Raw genomic sequence first — 19,755 nt, forward strand, 5'->3', positions numbered from 1 at the left:
CCCCTTTTATGGCCCTACAGTACATTCTGATGCCGAACGGCTATAGAGCGTACTCTTTCAACCTCTTCAGATCTGTGATGGTAACACTCCCTCTTTGCCTGACAATCAATTCATCTTTATTAAATGCTGATAAGGCATTGCTTACACTATTGCGGCAGGCACCGATCATAGCTGCCAAATCCTCATTTTTAAAAGGGATGACCACTTCTCCTCTCGAATTTTCAGGGTACTCTTCCGCTAAAAGAACAAAAAGTGCTGCCAGCCGTTCTGCTGCACTATAGATTGAAATATTAACAATTTCCTCCGCTTCTATAGCCATATGGTGAAAAATATAACTTGTGAGAGCAGACAAATACTCAGGGTTTTCCAAGATAAAATTATAAAAGAGAGCAAATTCAGTGACATAAAGTCTCGTAGGCAGTATTGCCGTTGCTGTGGTCATGGTCATCTTTTCTTTGGAAAGACTTTGGAATCCCAAAAGAGAGCCGTTGGTATAGTAGAATAAGACCTTTTCCTTTCCGTCGCGGTTAATCACATGGAGCTTGATCATGCCCCTCTCAATAAGATAACAATAGGGATGAGGTTCATTATCATGCCAAAGAATTTCTCCTTCTCTTAATTGGCGGACAGAACAAGGTATTAATTTATTCGAGAATATTCCACGAATACTTGGACATAGATCTCCATCTTTAAGAAACTGCCGCATAATCTTAGCCATATCCTTGCCTCCTTATCGGCCTCATCAGCTGAGACATTGCAGTTGATGCAAAAAAGAAACCATTAGCTGCTTTGATTATACCATATTTCTTGCCATAGCCAGGCGATAAGCCCTAATGCAACTAAAGATAAAATAGTATCCTGGATGTGGAAACAGAGGACCAAAAAGGTCCCTGCTTCCACATTCTAATTAAAAGTAGACTATCTCTTCACAGATGTATTCCTTGCATAAAAAAGATGACGCGGGAGATCGCCTCCCCAACCAGAACGCAAGCTAAAAAGGACCAAGCTACACTTTTTCCTTTGAGCTTACCGCTCCATGTCAGGTAAGCAATGACTGCAGGGGCAATGAGGCCAATTCCCCAGCGCAGAAGATCCATACCCAAAGTTGTGGGCAAAGTGACATCCATCACTCCAAACTTCAGATGGACGAAAAAGGCCACTGATACAATCATCTGCAGAAATACAGCGGTGAGAGCCGTGAAAGCTAAGTTCTTTTCCGTGCCTTCTTCGCCGTGAAGCATACTGAACAAAAACACAACGGCTGCTCCCAGTAAGATTGCGCTGCCAAAATAATAGATGATGGTCACACCACTACTCCAGGCAGGGAACCCAACGGCCTTGACATAGACCATAGAACAAACCAGCAGAAGGCCGCAAGACACCAAACTTCCTACAAGATAAAGCCCTTTAGGTATGATTTTTCCCTTGAAGGCCATGAGGGCAGCAATGAGTAGCGTTACCCCTAGAGCCATGGACCAAAGCCCCTCTTGAGCAATCATCGAGCCTGGATTATGGAACGCATTCATAAAGCGGAAGGGTTTCCCCAGATGGGTAGCAGAGGCTAACAGAGCAACCCCCAGACAGATCAAAAGCACAACCATCAGCAGTAGGGATGATTTTTCCACAGCCGCCAGGGCGCTATTATTGCGAAGCCGCCCAAGACCGTAGATAAGGAAGGTTCCTGTGCACAAGCCGATCAATAAGGTGAAAATCACCAAAGAAAAATTCAGTTCTGCCATGTTTACACCTCCTATATATAATAGATGGAAGGAACTGTCCCCAGATTGGGTAACAAGGGTTGAGCATGCTTCGATGCAATAAGCCGGGAGATTTCGCTATGGGGATCACTGATTACCCCAAAAATACGTGCTTCTGCCGGACAGGCTTCCACACAATAAGGTTTCTCCCCTTTCTCCAGCCGTTCAGAACAGAAAGTGCATTTGCTCATCACTTTCTTCTCCGGATCCAACTGCGGGGCATTATATCCGCATACCCAACTGCAATATCCGCAACCGATACACACATCCCGATTAACAGAAACAATACCATCCTGGTCTTTATGCATGGCCCCGGTGGGACAGTTTTTGACACAGGCAGGCTCTGAACAGTGATTGCATATACGAGGTCGGAAAGCTAATACGGGGTTGGGATATTTCCCCGTCGGTTGATACATATTCTTACTCCCAATCGTCTCAACACTGTTCCAATAGACTTCGCCGGGAATCTGATGATTGATTTTACAACTTACGACGCAGGTTTGGCACCCAATGCACCGGGTTGTGTTTATAACCATTCCATATTGTTTTTCTGACATGTCTCACTCCTCCTTATACTTTCTCTACTTCAACTAACACGTCGTAAAAAGCTGAATTGGTCTGGCTGATAAATTCTTCCACAGGGTTAATAGTGAAATGAGTCAGATTCTGCATATTTCCCTCGATATATTGATCCGGTGTCCATCCATTAGGGATAGCTGTAATTCCTGGAGCAATCCCTTCCATTACAAAGGCCTTGATCATACAGTAGCCCCGGTCATTGAAGACCTTGACGATGTCTCCATGTTTAATTCCCCTGGCCTCAGCGTCCACAGTATTGATCTGAATTTCTGGTTCAGAGGCGACAATCTTCAGAGCGGGGTAGAGCATTTGCTGAGTATGAACATTTACCCGGTCGTGGTAGTTGATGCACACTAAGGGGTATTTTTTTCCCAATTCTCCCTGGGGATCTTCCAACATCCTGGTATAAGCGGGAACCTCCTGACCGTATTTCTTCAACCGTTCTGTATAAAACTCGAATTTGCCTGTAGGCGTTTTATATTTTTGATCTTCAAAGGCAAACACTGCATCATATATCCCATCCGGCCTTGCAAAAATACCCTCTTTCACCCAGGTATCCCAGTCAAAATCGGCAAAGGCAGGATGCTCAGAGGTCATAAAGGAACGGATCCATTCTTCATCGGTTTTGTTCCAGAGATGACCGAGACCAACCCGTTTGGCTACCTCAGAACAAATTTCACAATCGGATTTGCTTTCGCCCATAGTTTCGATAGCCGGTTGATCCACCATGACCCACGGGGAACGAACCAGGATATCCCAAACCTCCCAGTGAGTTTTACCGGGCAACACAAGATCCGCATATTTCGTAGTCCAGGTCCAGAAAGGATCCACATTGACGATGAAGGGAACCTTCGGGAGAATTTCTCCGATCACCCGATTGGCATCCGGTGATTGATTAATAAAGTTAGATACTCCAATCCAGAGGAATTTTACCTCCTCATTTTCAATCATATGATAAAGTTGGGAACTGTTCTTCTCGATAAAAGGAGCACCCCCGGTATTGGACCATTCTGCGAAATTAAAGTCGGGAACAGTTACCCCGGGAATAGGATTGATCGAAGCCGTGCCACCCATATGAGAAGCTCCTCCGCCTGAAATACCGATATAACCTGCTACGGCCGCTAAAGTGGCTACCGTGCGAAAAGGAGCAAATGAGTTATATACCCTCTGCATTCCTTGCCCCATACGGATTCCTGCCGGTTTCATGGTAGCGTATTCATAGGCCAATTGTTCGACCATTGCTTCTTCCAACCCGCAAATATCAGCAGTAACAGGGATCGTATACTTGGCCGCTTCTTTTGCCAGATCCACAAAGGCAGGGTGACATTTCACACCCTCGGCTGTGACGTATTCTCCTGTCAAAGCTGGCTCAGCATCCGCTGTTCCCGCCGGAACAACACGTTTAGTCTTTTCATCCCATACCGCATAGCCATCGTTAACCCGCAGATATTGACCGTCATCCTCCCGTACCAGCAAGGGTCCGCAGCTATTGGCTTTCAACCAGGCCTTGTCATGTAAGTCTCGGGAAATCATATAATTCATCATCCCTAAAGCCAAAGCAGGGTCTGTCTGAGGACGAATGGGTATCCATTGATCGGCAACAGCCGCACTACTGCATTGACGGGGGTCAATGACAATGACCTTTGCCCCATTTTCCCGGGCTTTGATAATATAACGCATTTCACTGGTATGAGTATCAGCTATATTTCGTCCCCACAAAATAATCAACTTAGAATTCATATAATCCCGGGTATCGTGCCCTCCGCGTGCTTGCCCGAAGACCAAGTTCATCCCCATACTGGCACCATGGTCCCCCATTAACCCTTCCGTGATATAAGTTGTTCCTCCGAAGGTAGCACCTAAGCGGGTTGTGGATTCCCAGGCCAGTTTCGCCAGATTTCCCGACATCGTAAAGAAGGATGCGGCATGGGCACCGTGCTTCTCTTTGGTCTCCAGCAGTTTAGATGCAATCAGTTCAAATGCCTCATCCCAGCTAATTTGTTTGAATTTTCCTTCTCCCCGCTCCCCAACCCTCTTCATGGGGTAGAGTACTCGTTGCGTAGGGTCCTGTAAACGCTGGGCATAGCTCATGGAACGAAGGCAGGCATTGGGATAATCATCCCGCCCCGGTAAAAGCCCGGGAGTTACAGCAACAATGCGGCCGTTTTTCACATGACCTTTCAGATGGCAACGAGAGGTACAGTTCACGGTACAGCAGCTATGGATATACTTAACCGACTCATCTGCCTCCGTGGCCTTTGCCCGCCGGGTGTCACCTCTCAGGGCGCCGGACATTCCCAAGGAGCTGGTTACCGTGACTGCCCCTACCCCTTTAATGAACGTACGCCGGGTAATTTTTACAGTCTTCAAGGCAAATCCTTTTCCATACTTTTTCATCGTTTTCCTCCTTCCAAATTGTAACCCAATTCACAATTACAGCTTAAGAGTAACACCCTTTCTTGTTCCTTTCTGCACAAAATTGGGCATAAGAAAGAAGACAAGCTATATTTTTAAAAAAAAGAAAAACAGGGCATTATTTCAGTAATCCACCTGAAATAATGCCCTGTTACGCTTCCAACAGGCCTCTGAGCCTACTTCACAACCACATTAACCAGCTTGCCCGGCACAGTTACGATCTTAACGATCTGCTTTCCTTGAGTCCATTCTCCAAGCCTGGGCAGCTGCCGAACCTGAGCTTCCAATTCCGCCGCGGAGATTTGGGCCGGTACCTGAATCCGGTCCTTAAGCTTGCCGTTGATCTGAAGGACTACGGTGACCTCTTCCTGGACGAGAGCCCCTTCATCCACTTTCGGCCACTCCCGACTGTGAATGCTCTCCTCATGGCCCAACTCGCTCCAGATTTCTTCCGTAATATGGGGGGCAAAAGGACCAAGCAAGATGAGAATGCTTTCCAATGCTTCCTGAGCCACAGCGAAATTCATATTGGGTTGCTCTTTGTAGAGGTAAAGAGCATTGACCAGTTCCATAATGGAGCTGACGGCCGTGTTGAAGTTGAAGCGCGCTCCGACATCAGAAGTAACTCTTTGAATGGTTTGGTGAGTTTGACGGCGCATGTCTTTGGCAGCCTTGTCCAGCTCTCCAAAATCATAGACGGAGCCGTTATCCCCTGCCCCTGAGTTCTTTTCTTTTAAGACTTCTTCGTATTGAGTCGCTAAGCGCCAAACCCGATTGAGGAAGCGGTAGCATCCTTCTACCCCTTGATCGCTCCATTCCAGATCCCGCTCAGGCGGAGCTGCGAAAAGGATGAAGAGACGGGCCGTATCGGCACCATACTTAGAGATAATTTCCTCAGGACTTACCACATTGCCCTTGGATTTAGACATTTTTGCTCCGCCCAGACAAACCATGCCCTGGGTGAGGAGATTTTCAAAGGGCTCATCGACTTTAAGATAGCCAAAATCCCGCAATGCCTTAGTAAAGAAACGTGAGTACAGCAAGTGGAGAATAGCATGCTCCACTCCGCCTACATATTGATCCACATTCATCCAATGATCCGCAGCTTCCTTAGCGAAAGGCAGCTCATCATTTTGAGGATCAGTATAGCGGAGGAAGTACCAAGAGGAGCACATAAAGGTGTCCATGGTATCCGTCTCACGATGGGCCTTACCGCCACAGGTGGGACAAGTGGTTTGTTTAAAGCTCTCCGAGGTGGTCAGGGGATTTTCCCCAGCTTTAAAGACCACATCATCCGGGAGCAGGACAGGGAGTTGATCTTGAGGTACGGGAACAATTCCGCAATGGTCGCAATAGATCATGGGAATGGGCGCTCCCCAATAGCGCTGACGAGAAATAAGCCAGTCACGCAGGCGGAAATTCACTTTCCGCTCCCCAAAACCATTCTGCTCAGCTTTGTCACACATCTTCTCCCAGGCATCCATATTCTTAAGACCATTATACTCCCCGGAATTAACCATAACTCCCTCTTCCACAAAAGCTGCTTGAAGAGGGGTATCCTTTTCCTCCACAGGAGTTCCCTCGGGAAGGATCACCGTCTTAATGGGAAACTTATATTTTTTAGCGAATTCGAAGTCCCTTTCATCATGGGCAGGTACACCCATGACTGCTCCGGTTCCATATTCAAAAAGTACATAATTAGCAATCCAGATGGGTACTTTCTCCCCGCTATAAGGGTTAATGCAGTAGGCTCCGGTAAACAGGCCTTCCTTTTCTGTTTCCGTGGAGGTCCGGGCGATTTCATTAAGCCCTTTCATCCGATTGATGAAGGCTTGAACGTCTTTTTCGTATTCCGTACCTGCAACCAGCCTTTGAACCAAAGGATGTTCCGGTGCCAAGACCACATAGCTTACACCGAAAATCGTATCCACCCGGGTGGTATAGACCCGAATTTTATCCGGGTGGTTCTCCACTGAAAATTCCACTTCGGTTCCTTCGGAACGGCCAATCCAGTTCTTTTGCATGGTTTTCACTTTCTCAGGCCAACCGGGGAGCTTTTCCAGATCGTCCAGGAGCACTTGAGCATAGTCCGTAATCTTAAAGAACCATTGTTCCAGATCTTTTTTGGTAACGGCGGTGTCACAACGTTCACAGGCTCCATCCACCACTTGCTCGTTGGCAAGAACGGTGGCACAAGAAGGACACCAGTTGACTCCAGCTTTTTTCTTATAGACTAAGCCATGTTTGTAAAACTCTAAAAAGACCCATTGAGTGAATTTATAGTAGTCGGGATGACAGGTGGTAACCTCCCGATCCCAATCATAGGAGATTCCCATTTCCTGAAGCTGCCCCTTCATATTGGCGATATTTTTCCAAGTCCACTCAGCTGGCGGGGTCTGATTCTTAATGGCCGCATTTTCTGCCGGTAAACCAAAAGAATCCCAGCCGATGGGATGCAGAACATTAAAACCGCTCATCCGTTTAAAGCGAGCGATGACATCCACGATAGAATAGTTCCTGACATGTCCCATATGAAGATTTCCTGAAGGGTAAGGAAACATAGCTAACGCATAGTATTTGGGTTTATCCGAATGATCTTCAGCTTTATAGTCTTTTCTGTCCACCCATTTTTTTTGCCATTTGGGTTCAATCTCTGAAAAAAGATACTTCTCTTGCATTGTCATTTTCCCCCTTAAAAATTCCGAACTTGCATGATAGAGATGAAAATAAAGATATAAAAAACTCCCATCCCTAAAGGGACGAGAGTAACTTCCCGCGGTACCACCCAATTTCAACTGCACTTTATCGATCGTAACGGTTCGCACCGGCACTCATTATTACCTGAGTACAGCTCCAGGGCGAGTGCTTACCAAAGTCTCACGGCAACTCTCACCGACCGTTGCCTCTCTAAAATGAGGTAGTTTGGGCTTGCTCCCCTTCATCGCTTTTAAAAACCTATTAAAATTAGAACTAAATATAGTATAACAGGTTATGTTCTTTCACAAACCTTCTGGAACTCAACTAAAGCCCTCAGACGGTGTAAAAAATCCACCTGAAGGAAGTTTCCTATATAATAATCCAAAATTCGGCATAATGTCAAGTTTTCGTCCCCGCGGTCCCTACCTGTGTTCCTAGTTAAAGGTGACAACTTTCGCATCTCCCCAGAGCCGCTCTAGATTGTAAAATTCCCGCTGGTCCGGAGTCATAACATGAATCACTAAATCTCCGCAATCCACAAGAACCCATTTAGCCTCTTGCAGCCCCTCTACCCTTAAAATAGTCACTCCCAATTCGGGAAGCTTCTCCGAGAGGTTATCTGTGATCGCTTTGATCTGAGTGGTGGAATTCCCGGTTACGATAAGGAAATAATCTGTGACCATGGATATCCCTTTGAGGTCAAGCAGGATGGCCTCCCGGCCTTTTTTTTCTTCAACAATGTTTACAGCGCCATGCAATTGCTTATCTGTCAGCAAATTTTTGCCTCCTTTTTAAATCTTCATAGGTAAGCTGTGTCTGAGGATGGATGCTCCGCTTACACTTTCTTAAATAATTTAAGGTATGTTCAACACACATCAGTGTTCCATTCTCAAGATTATCATACAAGGATTGACGTAGTTTGTCTACACCGGGGAAGGAACGCTGAGGTTCCGTTAAATCAGCGCTATAAATCAACATCTCCAGGCTTCCCATTTCCGGGGTTCCTAAAGTGTGATGAGCTATAGCCGCTAATACTTCCAAATCCTTGTAGCCATATTCATGCTCCAGCCAATAGGCTGCCAGGGGACCATGAAGAATATGAGGATTGCCTTCATCCTCAGGATAGTTAATCAAGTTCCATTCTTTCGCCATAGCAATCTGTTGGGCAAAATCCATTTCTTTTTTGAGATCATGCAAATAGGCAGCAATTTGAGCCCTCTGCCCATCCACCTGATGCCTTAGGGCCAGTTCTTGAGCCCACTGGGCAACACCCAAGGTATGGCTAAACCGTCTCTCCGACATAGAACTGTAAGCTAGATTGTAGGCTTCCTGAATATCCAAATTCCCAAAACCCGCTTTCAACATAAATATACGGCGAGAAGACCCTTCTGACTTTTTGGGCAGGAGGGTCTTCCAGAACTATGATTTTTTACATCTGTTGCTTAGGACGTGCCTCATTGACCGTTAAAGGACGGCCGCCGAAATCTTTCCCATTAAGGTCTTCTGCCATGCGTGTTGCATCCTCATCTTCAACCTCAACAAAGCCAAAACCTCGTGAGCGCCCTGTCTCGCGATCCGTAATGATACGACTGCTTATCACTTGACCATACTGGCCAAAGAAAGAGCTGAGATCTTCAGATGTAGTGTTCCAGGGTAAATTTCCGACATAAAGGGTTGCCATATTTGCTGTCACCTCTTGCTTATTGGATTCGAATTTAGTATGAGCAAAAGCTTCAGAACTATACTTGCCTGATTTTGTAATCCAGCAATTAACCACCATACAAACCTACTTCTTCAATATAAAGACGAACGGATTCAGGAAGCAAATAACGAATGGATTTCCCCTCTTTTACCCGGGAACGGATATCGGTTGATGATATGGCTAAAGCAGGTACATCAAAAAGGTGCATACGGGACAGAAATTCCGGATAACCCCGTTTCAATTCTTCAAGAAAGTCATGGGGGTCAAATCCAGGCCGGGAAGCCCCGATGAAATGACAAAGAGATAAAACGGACTGTACTTCTCTCCAAGTAAAAATTTCACGAAATGCATCTGCTCCCGTAATAAAGTAAAGCTCATGTTGCGGATAGAGTCCATGCATAGCCTCGAGGGTATCCACCGTATAGGAATAACCTTCACGCCGGATTTCTATATCAGAGACTTCGAAAAATTCATTGTCCATGATAGCACGTCTGACCATTTCATAGCGATCCCCGGAAGAGGTTACCTTACGACCGATTTTATGGGGAGGATTACCCGTGGGGATAAAAATCACTTTCCCCAGGGCAAATTCATGGCGAGCCATTTCAGCAGCCACCAGATGACCATAATGCAAAGGGTCAAAGGTCCCCCCCATAATTCCTATTCTTTTGGTTTGAACATTAACATTCATGTTCATCTGCTTCCTCGACTGCCTACTGCTTTTATCCCCATTATAGCACTTTATCCTCTGGGAGGATAAGTTAACTAAACTTCAGATGAATTTAAAACCCCACCTGGACTTTCCTTTACCGCGGTAACTCGATCAAGGGTTTCTTTTTCGACTCACGATAGAGCAAAAAATTTCTCCCGATAACTTGAACCAACTCCGCAGAGGTGCGTTCCGCCAATTCTTCAGCAGCCCTTTGTACATCTTCTACACTATTGGGGAGCACTCTCCCTTTAATTAATTCTCTAGCCTCCAGGGTCTCATCGGCTTGTGTAATGACAGCCTCAGTAACTCCTCCCTTACCAATCTGTAAGATGGGATCCATCTCATTGCCCATGGAGCGTAAAAAACCTTTTTGCTTTCCGGTTAACACTGCAAAACCTCCTAACTTATCTTGTCTTATTCTTCCCACTCGAACTCTATTCCGGCAATCTGAACCTTATCCCCAACTTTTATTCCTTCATCCAACAAAGCACGTTCAATTCCCATAGCCTTGAGAATATTTTGGAAGCGATAAAGTCCATCCTCTCTATCGAACATGGTCATCTGTACATGCTTTTCAATCTCCTTACCGGAAACAACAAAGAAATCCCCTTCGCGGGTCAGTTCGAAGCGATGAGGAGCCTCGGCATAGGTCACCTTATGTTGTTCCTCATCCCGCACAAAAATCTGGGGTGCAGGAACTTCAGGCAGAATCTGAGCGGCTGCATAAATCAATTCCTTTAGTCCTTCTCCTGTAGCTGCAGATACCGGGAAAATACGGTAGTCTTCCCCCAGCTTCTCTTCCAAGCGCTGCAGATTTTCCTCAGCACCGGGAATATCCATTTTATTAGCCACGATCAACATAGGGCGACTGGCCAACTCCTGGCTGTATCGGCGAAGCTCTTCTGTAATGATTCGAAAATCTTCCAGTGGATCCCGCTCCTCAGAACCTGCAATATCCAGGACATGAAAAATCAGACGAGTTCTTTCAGTATGCCTGAGAAACTCATGGCCCAATCCGGCTCCTGTGTGAGCTCCTTCAATCAGTCCGGGAATATCAGCCACAACGAAGCTTTCCCCATCCTCCAATTCAACTACTCCAAGGTTAGGTACCAAGGTAGTGAAGTGATAATCCGCAATCTTGGGCTTAGCCGCAGATATTCGGGAAATAATCGTGGACTTGCCTACATTCGGAAATCCTACAAGCCCTACATCAGCCAAAAGCTTCAGTTCCAGAAGTAGATTCCGTTCCTCTCCAGGTTCCCCATTTTCAGCTACGGTGGGAGCTTTATTGGTATTGCTCATAAAACGAGCATTACCTCGACCGCCTCTTCCCCCATTGGCAACGACAACTTTTTGCCCATGCTCAATCAAGTCGGCGAGGATTTCCCCCGTGTCTGCATCCTTAATAACGGTACCCACAGGGATGCGAACACTCATATCCTCCCCGCTTTTCCCGTGCATATTTTTCCCCTGTCCATGCTCCCCCCGATCGGCCTTATAATGGCGTTTATAGCGGAAATCCACCAAAGTCCTGAGTCCCTCGTCAGCAACAAATATAACCTTGCCGCCCCGACCCCCATCGCCGCCACTAGGACCTCCTTCAGGAACGTATTTTTCGCGGCGAAACGCCACAGCTCCGGCTCCGCCGTCTCCACCTTTAACATAGATTTTTGCCTGATCGTAAAACATGCTATATCCCCTTCTGATCCCTAAGCTTATGTAATACTATTGTGCCACAAATTCCAGTTGAGAGTTTTCATGGCAGCAGCTCTGTTCCCATACTACTTTATCATCATCCAGCAAAGAAATCCTGCAAAATATTTCCCCGGTCCCTAATTTGATTTCAACGACAGGCTCTTCTGACCCTTTATAACGCTGAAAAATTGCAGCTAAGCATTCCTTAGTGTACCCGTATAAGACTTCTTCATATTCCTCTTGCCAAAAGTCTTGCCAAAAGTCATTCTTTTTCAAAGCACTATCGAGCTGAACTTCAACCCAAAGGCCTTCCTTGCGCAGTTCTATAACAAAGCCCAGCAAGATAGCGCCGACAATCTCCTGAGGGATCTGCCCGATGTTTTGCTCAGCTTCCAGCCCGTAGACTCCCTCCTGCATATAGAGCAAAGCCCGGTCCGCCTTGCCTAACTGCAGATATCCCATAATGACCTGCCAATGGTTGAGAAAGTCGTGGCGCTGCAGCCGGTAGTGGTCCAATTGTTCAGCCAGAAGGGTTCGTTCTAAGGAGGATTTACCAGGCACTATCTTCAATCCTTTCTAAGCTTATTATGTATGTCGAGCTTGTATCTCCAGGGCTTGCTTTCAGCGTTCACTCTATAAGCTGCGTGGAGGAATCTAATAGCTTAAATCCGTTCTCTGCTATAAAGCAAAATCCTCAGGTTAGTTCTCTTGGCCTCGACCTTAGTTTGCTCTGCGAACGTAATTTCCGAGCGTCTGTAACGTAACTCTACTTGCCAGCTCCACTTTCAAAACAGCTTCTATGTAACAAAAAACCCCCGGGATTTTCCCAGGGGTGCGATTGTGATTTCCGAAGTTAAGCTTGAGCAGCCTGGCGCTCAGGATAAATGCTAACTTGTTTGCGGCTACGATCTTTACGCTCGAATTTTACATAACCATCGATCGTTGCAAAGAGGGTGTCATCCTTACCCAAACCACAGTTCTTTCCAGGGTGAAATTTCGTTCCCCGTTGACGAACGATAATGTTCCCTGCGGTAACGAATTGACCGTCTCCACGCTTCACGCCCAGACGTTGAGCAGCACTATCACGACCATTTCGAGAACTACCTACCCCTTTTTTATGGGCAAATAATTGCAGATTCATTTTTAACATGGAGTCCACCTCCTCCGATTAATTTTTACATATTGCTCACCATAGCTTTGTCGAATTCCTTCAACACCTAAAACCATGGTACCTAAAATCCATTGGGCATGTTCCAGTGTCCCAGGCTCTAATTCAGGGAGAGTACAGCTTAAAAACCCTTGCGGGTCGTCCACTTCAATCTCCGGTTTACAAGGAAGATAAAACTCCAAGCCGTTGACCGCTGAGATACCAAGCGCAGATACGGCGGCACAGACAATATCCAATCCGTACTCGGCATATCCTGCGTGCCCACACAATTCAAACTTGTGAATCTGTTGATTGTCGTCCAACCATAGATTCAAAGTAATACCCTGATGTTTCATCTTAAGCTTGGATAGCTTCAACCACTACCTTAGTGTAGGGTTGGCGATGTCCTTGTTTGCGACGATAGTTCTTTTTAGCTTTATACTTGAAAACAACTATCTTCTCGCCTTTACCATGCTCAACAACTTTGAGAAGAGCTTTGGCACCATCTACAACCGGAGTACCCACTTTGACAGCACCGTCTTTCTCTACTAAGAGAACTTTATCGATGGTCACGGTATCTCCCACATTTGCGTTAAGCTTTTCCACGAAGAGGAATTTGCCTTCTTCAACACGGAATTGCTTACCCCCTGTTTCAATCACTGCGTACATTATTTACACCTCCCATGCCTAGACTCGCCTTGTCAGGCCGGTCTGCTTCAATTTCTCTATAAAAAAGAAATCTTGACACAAAAACCTGTTAAAATGCCTGTTTCGTGCGGTTGCGGTGAGAAGTCACCACATTTAGATATTTTAGCACCAAATGGTCTTTGCTGTCAATCGCTTCTAAGTTTTCCTATGCTTATTTTTGGGCAATTAACTATTTAATCCGAGGTACCATCTATATCCTCCCAGAACCATCACAATGAGAGCAGGGATGTCCATACCTTACCTCAAGGGTTTGTCCAACTTTCTTGCGTGTCATTTCCACCAATCCCAATTGAGTCAGACCCATAACCTGGCATTTTAATTTATCCCGTGCTACTGCCTTTTCGAGCACATTCAAAAGCTGTTCTTTATCTTCCTCAGAAGTCATATCGATAAAATCAATAACAATAATCCCACCCAAATTGCGCAAACGCAGTTGTCTGGCAATCTCAAGGGCTGCCTCCTGATTGATGTGCAAGATCGTATCTTGAAGTGATTTATCCCCGACATATTTGCCGGTATTCACATCGATAACCGTCAAGGCTTCCGTTTGCTGAATAACTAAATACCCGCCGCTTTTCAGCCATACCTTAGGGCGAAGAGCCTGGCGGATTTTATCATCAATGCCGTAATCAGAGAAGATATCCTCTTTATAAACCAATTGCACATGGTTCGCAGCTGGATGGCCCAATTCTAGTAAAGCGTTGTGCATCCCAACTGCAACGTCGGGTTGATTGACCGTAATGATTTTTACCTCTTGATCCACCCAATCGCGAATCGCCCGGGAAACCAAATCCACATCCTGATGAACCAAACCTGGTATAGCGACGTGGGGAATTTTCTTCTCTAGGCGCTCCCATAAGGCCACAAGCTCGCTGAAATCATCGGCCAGCTCCTTGCCTTCGATTCCTTTGGCCAAAGTCCGAACGATGATTCCTTTCCCCTCCGGACAAGCTTCACGGGCAATCTCCCGTAGACGTTCTCTCTCTTCTTCTTCCGTAATCTTCCGCGAGACACCCACGTATTCAGTGTTAGGCATCAGGACGGCATAGCGGCCGGGGATGGTGAGATTTGTCGTGATTCTTGCCCCTTTGGAGCCTACCGGTTCTTTAGTAATTTGAACCAACATCTCTTGGCGGGGCTTAAGCACCTGTTCCACCCGCAACTCATGAGGTAGGGGAAGTTTCTCATCCTCCTCATACTGAAACGGGACAGCATCTCCCACATAGAGAAAGGCATTCTTCTCCAAACCTATATCGACAAATGCCGCCTGCATGCCTGGCAATACATTAATGACCCGTCCCCGGTAGATATTTCCGACCAATCGGGAAACCGAACCTTCCTCTTCATGAACCTCAACCAGTTCTCTATCCTCTAGCACCGCCGCCCGCATCCTTTGGGCCTGGCCCTGCAGAACAATCTCTTTCACAGGTGGTTCCTCACTTCCCGAAAGCCTCGTCCAAAGGGGAGAACTTTTGTCCTTCATAGCTTACATAAATTCCAGTCCGCTTAATGCGCAGATGCTCCAAATCCAGGGGAAGGTTTTCCAAATCACAAAGACTGCCCAGAACCTCCTCCGGTCGGACACTGCCTTGGTTCCCCACTTCAACTTCTATATCAAAGATAGCTTCATCTCCTTGGATCTTGCCTGTCAACACCTTAACCCAAGGTCTTATATCTTTTTCGACTCTGCCCTTCTTGCTATACCGTATATAAGGTACTTGCTGTCTTGCCAACCAAGCCCCAATGCTCTCTTGCAGCCGTTCTTCGCTCACCGGCAGTCCCAAGGAGACAATGACCTGATAACTGGCCGAATTTAATACCGCCATTAAAGCTTTGGCTGCCTGGGTCACATATCTGCCTTCAATGAGACGGATACCCGAGGGGAGCTGTTCCTGCAAGCGACCCAAGAGTTCTTTTAAATCAATTTCCTGCGCTAATTCAATATCCACATACTCTTGTTCACCTTCAACACCCACTGCAAGAGCGGACCCGAAGGCGATCTTCGGGTGAGGATTAAACCCCTCCGAATAAGCCAAGCGGACACCTGCTCTGCGCAAAGCCCGCTCAAAAACTCTGGCCAAGTCCAAATGTGCAATATATTTTGCTTCTTCAATTTTAGTATAGGCGATTCTTACCCTCAAGGTCCTCACCCTTTCAAATCAATCTGTAACCCTCGTTCAGGACAGATACCGCACCCTGTGCAATCCACATACCGGCAATCCAGTGTCCTTGACTCTTTCAGCGCTTTATGATGTTCATTCATGAGGAAACGTTTGTTCACACCGCTCTCAATATGATCCCAAGGAAGCACATCATCATAATCCATAGCCCGATGAGCATAAAAATGAGGATTTAGCCCTAAATCTTCAATGCATTCCAGCCAAGTTTCATATTTGAAATGCTCATTCCAACCATCGAACTTACAGCCTTTCCGGACGGCCAATTCCAGCACATCGGCAAGACGTCGGTCTCCTTTGGCAAAAACTGCCTCCAAATAGCTTGTTTCTACATCATGGTAATTATACTTAATGCGGCGATCTCGCAACTTTTCACGCAAATATTTTTGCTTTTGTTCCAATGAAGCCGTTCCTTCTTGAGGTTCCCATTGAAAAGGAGTATGGCTTTTGGGGACAAAAGAACTTGTGGACACCGTGACATTCACATTCCGCCGGCCTAAACGTGTTCCCAGCTCTACTACCTTTTTGGCCATGGCCACAATCCCGTCCAGATCCTCTTGAGTCTCCGAAGGCAAACCAATCATAAAGTAGAGCTTGATACTGGACCATCCCGCTTTGAAGGCGGATTCCGCCGCATCAAAGAGATTCTCTTCCGTGACCCCTTTATTGATCACATCTCTCAAGCGTTGGGTTCCCGCTTCCGGAGCAAAGGTAAGTCCGGATTTTCTCACCTTTTGAACTTCTTCTGCCAGTTTCACATCGAAGGAATCCAAACGAAGAGAAGGTAGGGATACACTAACTTTATCCTCGCTATATTTATCTAGAATTCCCCGAATAACCGGTTGAATACAGCTATAGTCCCCGGTGGAAAGGGAGGTTAAAGAGATTTCCTCATAGCCTGTGGACTTAACCAGCTCTTCCGCATGCCTCAGTAGAGTTTCCGGCGAACGCTCACGCACCGGGCGGTAGAGCATTCCCGCTTGACAAAAACGGCAGCCTCTTGAACATCCACGCATGACCTCAAGCATCATGCGATCATGCACGATTTCCATATAAGGGACGATGGGGCTGGTGGGGAAATAGCTTTGATCCAAATCCCGAACGATAGCCTTCTGTACAATCTTTGGTACACGGATATCCGCTTCTATGGACCGGATTCGTCCGTCCTCTTTGTAATGAACCTCATAAAATTCCGGAACATAAGCCCCTTCCACTTGAGCTACTTTTAAGAGAAACTCTTCCCGGGAGACTGGATTTTCCTTCTGCTTTTGAATTAGATGAAGGAGTTGGGGCAGAGTCTCCTCCGCCTCACCGATCATGAAGAAATCGATAAATGGTGCGATAGGCTCCGGATTATAGGCACAAGGACCACCGGCAATAATCCATGGATGCTCCGGTCCCCGGTCCTTTGCCCGCATGGGGATCCCGGCCAAATCCAGCATATTGAGGATATTAGAAAAGCTCATCTCATATTGTAAGGTAAATCCTACTACATCAAATTCCTGCAAGGGACGATAGGATTCCAAAGCGTAGAGGGGAATATTACCCTCCCTCATCTTCTCTTCCATATCTACCCAAGGCGCAAAGACTCGTTCACAAAGAAAATCCTCATCGGAGTTTACCAAATGATAGAGAATCCTCAGACCAAGATGGGACATTCCTACTTCATAGACGTCTGGGAAAGCAAAAGCCATCCGAACCTTGGCTTGATCCCAATCTTTATGAATCGCATTCCACTCCGTTCCAAGATATCTGCTCGGCTTTAATACCTTCGTCAGGAAGCGTTCTACCTGCTTACGAATATCCGCCGCATTATAATCGGTCATGATAAAAGCTAGTCCTCCTTGTTTTGCGAGTTAGTTAGTAATTATTTATTATATCACAAGGTTGGAGGATTTGCACAAACCAGGACATCTTAGAGTTATACTATCTACCAATATAGGAAAGTTCAGATGGAGTTTTGACTCAACCGGAAGTTTAATTGACTTATCCTTACCGTGGATAAAAATTACTTTCTACAGCTTCCCCACAGGACAATGTATGCCTTTCTTTAGCATTCCTTCCACCACTTGAGTTTCCGTTAAAGTCCGCTCAATTCCAAAAGCTTCGCCTCCGGGCAGATGGATCAAGGCATAACGGTCAGGGGTTAATTCTTCAACAATACGAATGAGGGGGGTTTCTACTGTCACGGTGACAGCTTTGCCTTTCATCATTCCTTTATGGAGAAGCTCCTCTTTTTTATGGGTAATTTGACGCAGGAAGGTAATTCGGGCCGAGGAGATTTCCTTCTGTCCGGATACCCAAAAGAAGCCCGCCAAAAGGAAGCAAGTGGCAATTCCCTCATAAGCCCCCTTCCCAAGCATGGTCAAACCTGAAATGGCAAGAATCATTCCAAAGAATTGACCTGCCCGTGCCAAGAATTTCGTGGTTTGAACAAATCCAAAGGCATCGCTGAATAGGGCGCGAATCACTCTTCCCCCATCCAGAGGGAGAATCGGCGTAAGATTAAAGACAGCCAGCCAAAAATTAAACTGGACAAAATTTTCTGCTACAGGCCCTGTCCAGATTCCTTCCCAGCGCAAGGCCTGCGCCCCAAAAAGGAGAAGGAGGTTAAAGACGGGTCCGGCTAAAGCGATCATGCTTTCTTCGAATTTCCTTCCCTCAAAGAGGTCCTCGCAATGGGCTGCTCCACCAAAGGGATAGAGTTCCAATCCATTAACTTGAAAGCCATAGGCCTTGGCAGTCAGTAAATGAGCCAATTCATGCCCCATGACCAGAAGGAAGATAAGAAGAGCCTGAGTAAACAATCCCAGGACTCCGTAAGCAAGCAGGACCAACCAAAATGTCGGATGTACTTTTATGCTAAGCCCTTGAATACGAGCAATCTCCATTACTTTCTCTTCCTTCTCTTTTCCATTTCCCTCACGGCATCTCTTTTTCAGCTTCCACGACTTCTAGTTAGCGGGAACTAAGTAGGGCAAGGGATCTACAGGTACTCCATCCTTACGAAGTTCTATATGCAACCATGTCTTCTTTAGGGGAGCTGATAGCCCCACTGTGCCCAACACCTGCCCTATATCCACCTTCTGCCCCTCATTCACTGCAATATCTCCGAAATTGCCAAGCACTCCAGTCCAACCATTGCCAAAATCGAGCTTAACCACCCTTCCCAGCTGCGGATCTTCCCCTACATGGGTGACCACTCCTTGATAAGGAGCTACCACGGGGATACCTAAAGCGCTGGCCACATCAATCCCATTGTGCAGACCGGCTTGCCCTTCCCCTCCTCCTCCAAACCCGGCCATGACTTTGCCTGACACGGGAGGGATGAATTTCCCCTGCATAGCTGCATCCACGGGAGTGCTCTTATTGCCCATGCTCATCCCTAAAACCTGTAAGGCCATCCCATTAAGGGATGCGTAATAATTGCTGCTTTGCACCGTTCCCTGGTAAGCGGAATAAACCACTTGAGATAATATATCTTCTCCCTTGGAAGCGAAGAAGATCATTAAGAAGAGCACCACAGAAAGAGTCGCTTTTTTCTGTAAGTCGGTCCATTGATACAAGGGACCCAAACGCTTCTTTTTGGTTGTATAGGATCGCTTCCGAGGCCACTCCCCGTAGTTAAATCCCTTTTCCCGGCCCACCTCCCGAGCCGCCTTTTCCCATTCCCAATCATCCCAGCGCTCATATGGATTCATGCTTTTCCCCCGCCTTATCCAAAATCATGCTCGTACACTTGCTTAAATCTATGCAGTAAAGGCCCGTCATAGAACTATTTTGAAAAAGACCTGAAAGCTGATTCTCCAGGATTTTGCTTTACACCGTTTACTCCATAAGCTGCGCGGACAAAACTAACGCTCAAGCCCTCTGCTCCGAAAGGTGCCCCGCCAAATCGCTCCTGCTCAATGGCGGGTTGGAAACGTCCTGTTTCCAACCTTTCTCCACTGCGTGCTTTTCGCGAAGTTTTGTTTCCGCTCGCTTAAATTCGCTCCCTTTTGTAAAGCAAAATCCTTGGGCTGCTTCTTGGGTTTGAGCGAGCGGGGCTTTGTGGAAATGCGGGGCAAGTTGCCCGACCAGAGCCGCTTGAGCGGCATGGTCGGCAACCCTGGGCCCTAACGAAAAGCTAACGCAAGACCCGCAAGACGTAGCTTTACGTACAAAAG

The 19,755-nt window shown here is 46.6% G+C and carries 20 protein-coding genes and 2 other annotated features; all 20 genes read right to left on the minus strand.

Annotated features, from left to right (window positions below; genetic code table 11):
• Positions 1 to 40: 40 nt before the first annotated feature.
• Positions 41 to 718 (minus strand): Crp/Fnr family transcriptional regulator, encoded by a 678-nt coding sequence (locus tag DESPCE1_RS0118080; RefSeq protein WP_014795443.1) that lies wholly within the window; start codon positions 716 to 718, stop codon positions 41 to 43.
• Positions 719 to 926: 208 nt separating this feature from the next.
• Positions 927 to 1,739 (minus strand): DmsC/YnfH family molybdoenzyme membrane anchor subunit, encoded by an 813-nt coding sequence (locus DESPCE1_RS0118085; protein WP_019851254.1) that lies wholly within the window; start codon positions 1,737 to 1,739, stop codon positions 927 to 929.
• Positions 1,740 to 1,750: 11 nt separating this feature from the next.
• Positions 1,751 to 2,314, minus strand: coding sequence for a 4Fe-4S dicluster domain-containing protein (locus tag DESPCE1_RS0118090; protein WP_014795445.1), 564 nt, complete (start codon positions 2,312 to 2,314; stop codon positions 1,751 to 1,753).
• Between the two features lie 13 nt (positions 2,315 to 2,327).
• A complete protein-coding gene (locus tag DESPCE1_RS0118095; protein ID WP_019851255.1) occupies positions 2,328 to 4,733 on the minus strand; it encodes a molybdopterin-dependent oxidoreductase in 2,406 nt (801 codons plus the stop codon).
• Positions 4,734 to 4,927: 194 nt separating this feature from the next.
• Complete coding sequence (leuS, locus tag DESPCE1_RS0118100; protein WP_019851256.1) at positions 4,928 to 7,429, minus strand: leucine--tRNA ligase; 2,502 nt, start codon at positions 7,427 to 7,429, stop codon at positions 4,928 to 4,930.
• Positions 7,430 to 7,503: 74 nt separating this feature from the next.
• Positions 7,504 to 7,702: a binding site (T-box leader), on the minus strand.
• 180 nt (positions 7,703 to 7,882) lie between these two features.
• Positions 7,883 to 8,224, minus strand: coding sequence for a ribosome silencing factor (gene rsfS / locus DESPCE1_RS0118105; RefSeq protein WP_014795448.1), 342 nt, complete (start codon positions 8,222 to 8,224; stop codon positions 7,883 to 7,885).
• Positions 8,211 to 8,789 carry a bis(5'-nucleosyl)-tetraphosphatase (symmetrical) YqeK gene (gene yqeK, locus DESPCE1_RS0118110; protein ID WP_028305621.1) on the minus strand — a complete coding sequence of 193 codons (579 nt, stop codon included), beginning with the start codon at positions 8,787 to 8,789 and terminating at the stop codon, positions 8,211 to 8,213. The genes rsfS and yqeK overlap by 14 nt, the downstream gene beginning before the upstream one ends.
• Before the next feature lie 88 nt (positions 8,790 to 8,877).
• Entirely contained in the window at positions 8,878 to 9,129 is a 252-nt protein-coding gene (locus DESPCE1_RS0118115) for an RNA-binding protein (protein WP_028305622.1), read from the minus strand.
• An 88-nt stretch (positions 9,130 to 9,217) separates the two neighbouring features.
• A complete protein-coding gene (gene nadD, locus DESPCE1_RS0118120) occupies positions 9,218 to 9,841 on the minus strand; it encodes a nicotinate-nucleotide adenylyltransferase (protein WP_019851258.1) in 624 nt (207 codons plus the stop codon).
• A gap of 115 nt (positions 9,842 to 9,956) precedes the next feature.
• Complete coding sequence (yhbY, locus tag DESPCE1_RS0118125) at positions 9,957 to 10,250, minus strand: ribosome assembly RNA-binding protein YhbY (RefSeq protein WP_014795452.1); 294 nt, start codon at positions 10,248 to 10,250, stop codon at positions 9,957 to 9,959.
• Between the two features lie 26 nt (positions 10,251 to 10,276).
• Positions 10,277 to 11,551: a GTPase ObgE gene (obgE, locus tag DESPCE1_RS0118130; protein WP_019851259.1), complete on the minus strand. Its 1,275-nt coding sequence runs from the start codon at positions 11,549 to 11,551 to the stop codon at positions 10,277 to 10,279.
• Between the two features lie 36 nt (positions 11,552 to 11,587).
• Entirely contained in the window at positions 11,588 to 12,118 is a 531-nt protein-coding gene (locus tag DESPCE1_RS0118135; RefSeq protein ID WP_019851260.1) for a Spo0B domain-containing protein, read from the minus strand.
• A gap of 292 nt (positions 12,119 to 12,410) precedes the next feature.
• Positions 12,411 to 12,707 (minus strand): 50S ribosomal protein L27, encoded by a 297-nt coding sequence (gene rpmA, locus DESPCE1_RS0118140; RefSeq protein ID WP_014795455.1) that lies wholly within the window; start codon positions 12,705 to 12,707, stop codon positions 12,411 to 12,413.
• On the minus strand, positions 12,701 to 13,060 hold the full coding sequence (locus tag DESPCE1_RS0118145; RefSeq protein ID WP_028305624.1) for a ribosomal-processing cysteine protease Prp: 360 nt from the start codon (positions 13,058 to 13,060) through the stop codon (positions 12,701 to 12,703). Before DESPCE1_RS0118145 ends, rpmA begins: the two co-directional genes overlap by 7 nt.
• Before the next feature lies 1 nt (position 13,061).
• Positions 13,062 to 13,373 carry a 50S ribosomal protein L21 gene (gene rplU / locus DESPCE1_RS0118150; RefSeq protein WP_014795457.1) on the minus strand — a complete coding sequence of 104 codons (312 nt, stop codon included), beginning with the start codon at positions 13,371 to 13,373 and terminating at the stop codon, positions 13,062 to 13,064.
• 10 nt (positions 13,374 to 13,383) lie between these two features.
• Positions 13,384 to 13,495, minus strand: a sequence feature (ribosomal protein L21 leader region).
• A gap of 107 nt (positions 13,496 to 13,602) precedes the next feature.
• Positions 13,603 to 14,838: an Rne/Rng family ribonuclease gene (locus tag DESPCE1_RS0118155; RefSeq protein ID WP_014795458.1), complete on the minus strand. Its 1,236-nt coding sequence runs from the start codon at positions 14,836 to 14,838 to the stop codon at positions 13,603 to 13,605.
• Between the two features lie 10 nt (positions 14,839 to 14,848).
• Positions 14,849 to 15,562: a TIGR03936 family radical SAM-associated protein gene (locus tag DESPCE1_RS0118160; protein ID WP_014795459.1), complete on the minus strand. Its 714-nt coding sequence runs from the start codon at positions 15,560 to 15,562 to the stop codon at positions 14,849 to 14,851.
• Entirely contained in the window at positions 15,559 to 17,415 is a 1,857-nt protein-coding gene (locus tag DESPCE1_RS0118165; protein WP_019851263.1) for a TIGR03960 family B12-binding radical SAM protein, read from the minus strand. The genes DESPCE1_RS0118160 and DESPCE1_RS0118165 overlap by 4 nt, the downstream gene beginning before the upstream one ends.
• 189 nt (positions 17,416 to 17,604) lie before the next feature.
• Complete coding sequence (locus DESPCE1_RS0118170) at positions 17,605 to 18,480, minus strand: M50 family metallopeptidase (protein ID WP_014795461.1); 876 nt, start codon at positions 18,478 to 18,480, stop codon at positions 17,605 to 17,607.
• A gap of 63 nt (positions 18,481 to 18,543) precedes the next feature.
• The gene (locus tag DESPCE1_RS0118175; RefSeq protein ID WP_014795462.1) at positions 18,544 to 19,290 is read right to left on the minus strand and encodes a murein hydrolase activator EnvC; all 747 of its coding nucleotides are present in this window, start codon (positions 19,288 to 19,290) and stop codon (positions 18,544 to 18,546) included.
• Positions 19,291 to 19,755 lie beyond the last annotated feature (465 nt).

Origin of the sequence: Desulfitobacterium sp. PCE1 (genome assembly GCF_000384015.1) — a bacterium.
GTDB classification, from domain to species: domain Bacteria; phylum Bacillota; class Desulfitobacteriia; order Desulfitobacteriales; family Desulfitobacteriaceae; genus Desulfitobacterium; species Desulfitobacterium dehalogenans.

What these genes read in the sequence shown, in the direction of transcription:
- rpmA (WP_014795455.1), bottom strand. Translation starts at nt 12,707, where the DNA reads ATGTTAAAAATGAATCTGCAATTATTTGCCCATAAAAAAGGGGTAGGT.
- DESPCE1_RS0118175 (WP_014795462.1), bottom strand. Translation starts at nt 19,290, where the DNA reads ATGAATCCATATGAGCGCTGGGATGATTGGGAATGGGAAAAGGCGGCT.
- obgE (WP_019851259.1), bottom strand. Translation starts at nt 11,551, where the DNA reads ATGTTTTACGATCAGGCAAAAATCTATGTTAAAGGTGGAGACGGCGGA.
- DESPCE1_RS0118170 (WP_014795461.1), bottom strand. Translation starts at nt 18,480, where the DNA reads ATGGAGATTGCTCGTATTCAAGGGCTTAGCATAAAAGTACATCCGACA.
- rplU (WP_014795457.1), bottom strand. Translation starts at nt 13,373, where the DNA reads ATGTACGCAGTGATTGAAACAGGGGGTAAGCAATTCCGTGTTGAAGAA.
- DESPCE1_RS0118115 (WP_028305622.1), bottom strand. Translation starts at nt 9,129, where the DNA reads ATGGCAACCCTTTATGTCGGAAATTTACCCTGGAACACTACATCTGAA.
- DESPCE1_RS0118085 (WP_019851254.1), bottom strand. Translation starts at nt 1,739, where the DNA reads ATGGCAGAACTGAATTTTTCTTTGGTGATTTTCACCTTATTGATCGGC.
- DESPCE1_RS0118080 (WP_014795443.1), bottom strand. Translation starts at nt 718, where the DNA reads ATGGCTAAGATTATGCGGCAGTTTCTTAAAGATGGAGATCTATGTCCA.
- leuS (WP_019851256.1), bottom strand. Translation starts at nt 7,429, where the DNA reads ATGCAAGAGAAGTATCTTTTTTCAGAGATTGAACCCAAATGGCAAAAA.
- DESPCE1_RS0118090 (WP_014795445.1), bottom strand. Translation starts at nt 2,314, where the DNA reads ATGTCAGAAAAACAATATGGAATGGTTATAAACACAACCCGGTGCATT.
- DESPCE1_RS0118095 (WP_019851255.1), bottom strand. Translation starts at nt 4,733, where the DNA reads ATGAAAAAGTATGGAAAAGGATTTGCCTTGAAGACTGTAAAAATTACC.
- DESPCE1_RS0118165 (WP_019851263.1), bottom strand. Translation starts at nt 17,415, where the DNA reads ATGACCGATTATAATGCGGCGGATATTCGTAAGCAGGTAGAACGCTTC.
- DESPCE1_RS0118145 (WP_028305624.1), bottom strand. Translation starts at nt 13,060, where the DNA reads ATGAAACATCAGGGTATTACTTTGAATCTATGGTTGGACGACAATCAA.
- nadD (WP_019851258.1), bottom strand. Translation starts at nt 9,841, where the DNA reads ATGAATGTTAATGTTCAAACCAAAAGAATAGGAATTATGGGGGGGACC.